General features: G+C 68.3%; 3 protein-coding genes. 1 reads left to right on the top strand and 2 read right to left on the bottom strand.

Annotation, left to right across the window (positions count from 1 at the left end; genetic code table 11):
* Positions 1 to 1,112, bottom strand: a 1,112-nt coding sequence (locus AB0O29_RS34025; RefSeq protein ID WP_365159751.1) for a ParB/RepB/Spo0J family partition protein, incomplete at its 3' end; no start/stop codon positions are given.
* Positions 1,109 to 2,269: a ParA family protein gene (locus tag AB0O29_RS34020; RefSeq protein WP_365159748.1), complete on the bottom strand. Its 1,161-nt coding sequence runs from the start codon at positions 2,267 to 2,269 to the stop codon at positions 1,109 to 1,111. The genes AB0O29_RS34020 and AB0O29_RS34025, both read right to left, overlap by 4 nt.
* Before the next feature lie 1,945 nt (positions 2,270 to 4,214).
* Here AB0O29_RS34020 and AB0O29_RS34015 point away from each other — a divergent pair.
* A complete protein-coding gene (locus AB0O29_RS34015) occupies positions 4,215 to 4,871 on the top strand; it encodes a hypothetical protein (RefSeq protein WP_365159745.1) in 657 nt (218 codons plus the stop codon).
* Positions 4,872 to 5,050 lie beyond the last annotated feature (179 nt).

Genomic DNA, 5,050 nt, shown 5'->3' with positions numbered 1-5,050 from the left:
CCGACGAGCCAGGTCGGCTCGGCCTGGGGAGTCGGGGGTGCCTTGAGCGCCTCCAGGGCCGCCGGACTTGTGTCCGCGGACAAAAGTCCGGGCTCCGAGTCGGGCTGTTCCGGGGCTGCGGTGACAGGAGTCGGGGCCGATACGGGGATGGCGGCCGGCGCGGGCACCGCAACCGCCGGGTCCGAGGCCTCGACCGAATCCGGGGCCTGAGTCAGCGCCGGGACCTCCACAGGAGCCGGAGCCGGGGCCGACGCCGGGACCTCCACCGGAGCCGGGGCCGTCGCCGGGGCCGACACGGGCACCGGAGCCGGCTCGCGGGTCGCCTCGCGGAGGAGTTCCCGCTGGGTCGCCTTCGTCTGGGCCGCCTGCGCCTTGTTCTCCTGGAGGAGGTCCAGCAGCGCGGCCGCGTCCGCCCCCGGGCGGTCCTTCGCCGCGCGGGCCAGGAGGCGTCCGTCGCGTTCCGGCATGTCGCCCGAGCTGAGCATGCGCTGGATCTCGTCGGGGAGTTCCAGCAGCACCAGCTGGTTGGTCACCCAGGACGGCGACTTGCCCAGCCGCTCCGCCGCACGCGACTTCGCCCCGTGCTCCCGTCCCTGCTCCGCGCAGGTGTCGACCAGCTGCTGGACACCCCGGGCGCGCTCGATGACGTCGAAGTCCTCGCGTTCGAGGTTCTCGGCCAGGAGGTGGTCGATGAAGTCGGTCCGGGAGACGGCCAGGTCGTCGCGTACGACGAAGTCCAGCGACTCCAACCCCACATGCAGCGCGCTCCGGAAACGGCGCTCCCCGTTGATGAGGATGTACGCGGCCGCACCGACCCGGCCCTCGTGATCGGGCCAGAGCGCGAGGTACGCACCGCGGCTGACGGCGACGCACGCCGAGAGCTGCGTCTGGCGGAGCTCCTCGCCGAAGCGAGTCTTCTCCTCGTCCGTGCCGAAGTTCCGGCGCGGGTTCAGGGGGGTGGGGGAGACCTGTTCGAGCGGGACGCGGATCAACTCGTACGCCGGTACATCGCCCTGCGCGATGGCCTTGGCCCGGCCGCGCTCGCTGCGGCCGGCGGTGCGGCGTGCGTTGCTGAAGGCCGCACCGGTGCCGAGGAGGTCGCTCTTGCTCATGCCGCGATCCTCCGGGCGATCTCGCGCATGGCCTCGGACTGCTCACAGTCCGGCGCGTAGTGCAGCAGAGGCAGCTTCACGCGGACCGCCTCGCGCTGCTCCTTGAGGTCGGCGATGACGGTGATGACCGGCGGGTCGCCGAACTCCTTCCAGCTGTTGAGGGAGGAGGTGACCACGTAGCCCTTGCGGCTGTCGTAGAGGTTGACGACGAAGCCGAGCTGGTTGATCTCGATGCCCAGGTCGTCGATCAGGTCCTCAAGCTGCTCGCTGAGCATGTCGTAGGCGTCGGCGGAGGTGTCCTCGGCCTGGACGGGGACGATGATTCCCGAGGTCTTCGGGGACTCGTCCTCGCGGGTGCGGGCGTAGTAGAGGGCGGTGTCCATGGTGTAGCCGAGGCTGGGCGGGCAGTCGACGACGATGTAGTCGAACTCCTTCTCCAGCTCCTCAAGCGCCTTCTCCAGAGCCGTCTCCTTGGTACGCACGTGGCGGGTGGTGGCCAGCCGGGCGTCAAGGAGGAACGCGTCCTTGCAGGAGGGGAGGAGGAAGAGCCGGCCGGCGAACACACCGTGCTCGATGGGGACGAGGAGGTCGCGGACGCGGCCGTCGATCTCGCCGAGCATGTGCTTGGCGAGGCTGGGCTCCTTGATGCTGAGCATCTCGGCGCCGAGGTGGCGGGTGAGGTGGCCCTGGGGGTCGAAGTCGATGACGCACACGCGGGCGCCGGTCTCGGCGAGGGCCTGGGAGACGCCGTTGCTGATGGCGCTCTTGCCGACACCGCCCTTCTGGTTGCAGACCACGATCCGGCGCGCACCCTCGTTGGAGGGGCGGCGGCGGCCGGCGGGGGAGGGGTGGGTGTCGAGCCAGAGCCGGATGGACTGTGCGAGGCCCTGGTTGTACGGGACCTCGCGTACCCGGCAGTCCTCCTTGAAGTCCCCGTACAGCCCGGTGGGGAGGTACGTCGAGAAGGAGGAGGCCCCTGAAGTGTCGACGGCGGTCGCCGCGGACGCGTCGGCACGCCAAGCGTGCACGCCCTCGGTGACGGCGTCCTGGATGTCCACGCCCAACTGCGCTGCGCGGACCTTGAGTTCCTGCCGCAGGGTGGCGGGCAGCTTGGCGACTACCTTTTCCCTGACTTCCGGATCGTATGGAGCGGTCATGCGGGTACCTTACTAACCTTCTGGCAGGAAGGCGAAGAGGCACACCGAAGTATGTTGGCCTGGTATGGGGCGGGTTGGTACGGATGATCACCGGTTACCTTGACTTGAAAGACCCCTCCGGGTGACCTCTCATGGGGGCGAGAGGGATGGGGGAGGGCGATGGGCACGGCCAGCGGTTCCGTTCCTGTGGGACCTCGCGGTGGCCGACGACGTCACCGCTCGTCCAAGGGTCATCGAGCTCCTGGAGTCGATCCTCGACCACGCGAACCCTCCTCAGCAGGAGGTCAAGTACGCGGCGCACCGAGCGGTGCTCGACGGCACAAGCACGGCGGACGCGCTGACCCGGGATGGGGACCAAGCAGTACGCACAGCCGCAGTCAGGCTGTTGGGAGCGATCACCTCCCACACCTGCGACGCCTGCCGACCGTGAATGCAATGAGTCCTGAGTAAGTCACCTTGTATTGACTTCGTTGGGAAAAGCCGACATGGCTTGGGAAAGGATCCGCGCCCTCGGCCGACCTACCACTCATCCGCCGTCCACAGTGGCGTTCGGTCGTCATTGCTCCGTCGAGGTGATGTTTCCGGCCTCTGAGAGGAGTTCAGGGTCCCCAAAACGCCCTGTACGCCCCGCTGACGGCCTCCCATGGGTCGGAACGTCGCGAGATACCGGGAGGGTTGAGTTCGGGCCTCTGAGGGGCCGTTCTGGGGGTCGATTTTCGTCCCTTGTGCCGGAAATCGAGGGAGCCGCCCCAGGATCAGCCGCCGGCTGGCCGTCCGGCTGCGAGACGGTCCGTCCCGTTCGATCCGGGCGAACGCCGAAGGCTCTGCTGTGTGCATGCCATTCTGAGTGGGACTGTCGAGCGGGGGAGGACTAAATGTTCGAACGCGGTATCCCAGGGCCTGCGCCGGTCGGGCCCTACCGGATCATCGGTGCGCCAGGAGCCGACGGGGCCCCAGCGCCTCGGTTCGACGTCGTGCTGCGCGGCTACGACCGGCGTCAGGTGGACCAGTACTTCGCGTCACCCCCGCACCAGCGTTCCGGCAGCCCTCGCTTCGATCTCGCACGACGTGGCTACGACAGGGCCCAGGTCGACGCAGCCGTCCGACAGGCCACGGGTTCCTGATCGGTGGGCGGAGGGGGAGCCGGGTGCGCCTTCGCGACCGGCTTCCGCTCACCGCGTCGCCCAAGGGCGGCAGCTCCTCAGCCCTGGCGGGCTTGCGGTGCCCCGCCGGGGTGGCTGGGCGGCGTGGGCGGCTGCGGGTGGGAGGTGGGGTGGAATGCGTAGCGTGGCTGGGGCCGGGGGTGGTGCGGGTGGCCACTGCCGGTATTCAGTCGGCATGCCCTGCGTTGGGGCTCGCGTTCGGTGGTGTGGGTCAGAGCTGTTTGGTCGGGGGCTGGGGGTCGTGTGTTCGTCCTAGGGCCGCTCGATGGGTCGCTGAGCTGTGCGTCGGGTTGCTCTTTAGTAAGAGGGCGCCGCAGGCACATGGGCTCTGACCTGCTGGTTTGGCTGGGGTGATGTGTCGTCCGGGGCACATTCGGAGGGTCTGAGTGTGTACCTGGCGGGCACATTTCGCGGAAAACTCAAGCAGGCGTTGATTTTTGACCGGCGATCGGGTGCTTGGCCGCTTCGCAGGTCAGGGCGTTGCCGTTGAGTGGTGGGAGCGGGCTGGAATGTGAGTGGCAGCTACAAGTACGTGTCGTCATTGCGGCAACCGAAATCAAGCAGGGGTGTACTTTCCGCGCTCCGCGGCGTCGGGAAGTACACGTGGCGTGGATTTTTGGTGCCGCGGTCGAACGAGACGCCTCTCGGAGGGCACTCTCGGCGCGTCGCCGCGTCAAAAGACAAGCTGTGCTTGAGTTTTGGATAGCCTCGGACCGCCTGAGTAACGAGGAGGTCACGTGACATCTGATCCGCCCGCCCGTCGTCGGCGCGGGCCCCGACCCGTGCCCGCCCCCACCTCCGGGGGCAGCGAAGCCGAGTACGGAGACATCCTGGCGGTCCTGGGCCAGCAGCTCGGGGAGAAGGTCGCCGAGGTTGCCGATCCCGGGGGCCGTCGTCGGCTCAAGGGAGTGCACTTCGAGTTCTCCGCCGATCCGAAGGCCGTGCACGACATGGCCGGGGGGTCCGGCTACAGCCTGGCCAGCAACTGGTTCACGCAGCTGCTCGCCCAGTTGGCCGTCGCGAACAGCATCACCAAGTCCCAGCTCTGCGTCTTCCTCTTCGTGGCCGGCGGGCAGGTGCCGGGCACCGGCGTCACCCCGTACACGCAGCAGGAGATCACCGATGGGCTGAACAAGGTCGCCGCTCAGAAGGGCGGCAAAATGATCACGCGTTCGACGGTCAACCGCGCCGTGCAGGCGCTGTGCGGCTACAACTGGGTGGAGAAGGCGGGCAGGGGCCGGATCCAGCTCAATGTGCGCCTGTGGTTCCACGGGAACAGCACGGCCCAGCACGATGTACTCGCCGAGATCGCCGGCCGGCACGAGCACGATGTCGCGGCCTTCCCCTACGCTGTGGGCCCGCAGGGTGCCCATCAGGAGGAACTCGACCTCGACTTCGGGGCGGCGGCAGACTATCGCGGAAGGAAACGTACCGGGTGATAGTGCCGCCAGGCCCGTCCTCCACCACGGACCACCGCCACCGCTCACGAGGAAGGCCGTCCCATGGCTAACGTCATGTCTCCTCTGATCTCGACCGACGATTCCGGTCCGACTCCCCTCGTATCCCCGCGTACCTGGTCTCCCGGCTCCTCGAACTCGGCCATGCCGAGGAGGTGGCC

Origin of the sequence: Streptomyces sp. NPDC089915 (assembly GCF_040684675.1) — a bacterium.
Taxonomy (GTDB): Bacteria; Actinomycetota; Actinomycetes; order Streptomycetales; family Streptomycetaceae; genus Streptomyces.
Note: the sequence above shows the minus strand (reverse complement) of the source record. Positions and strands in the feature narration are given on the sequence as shown.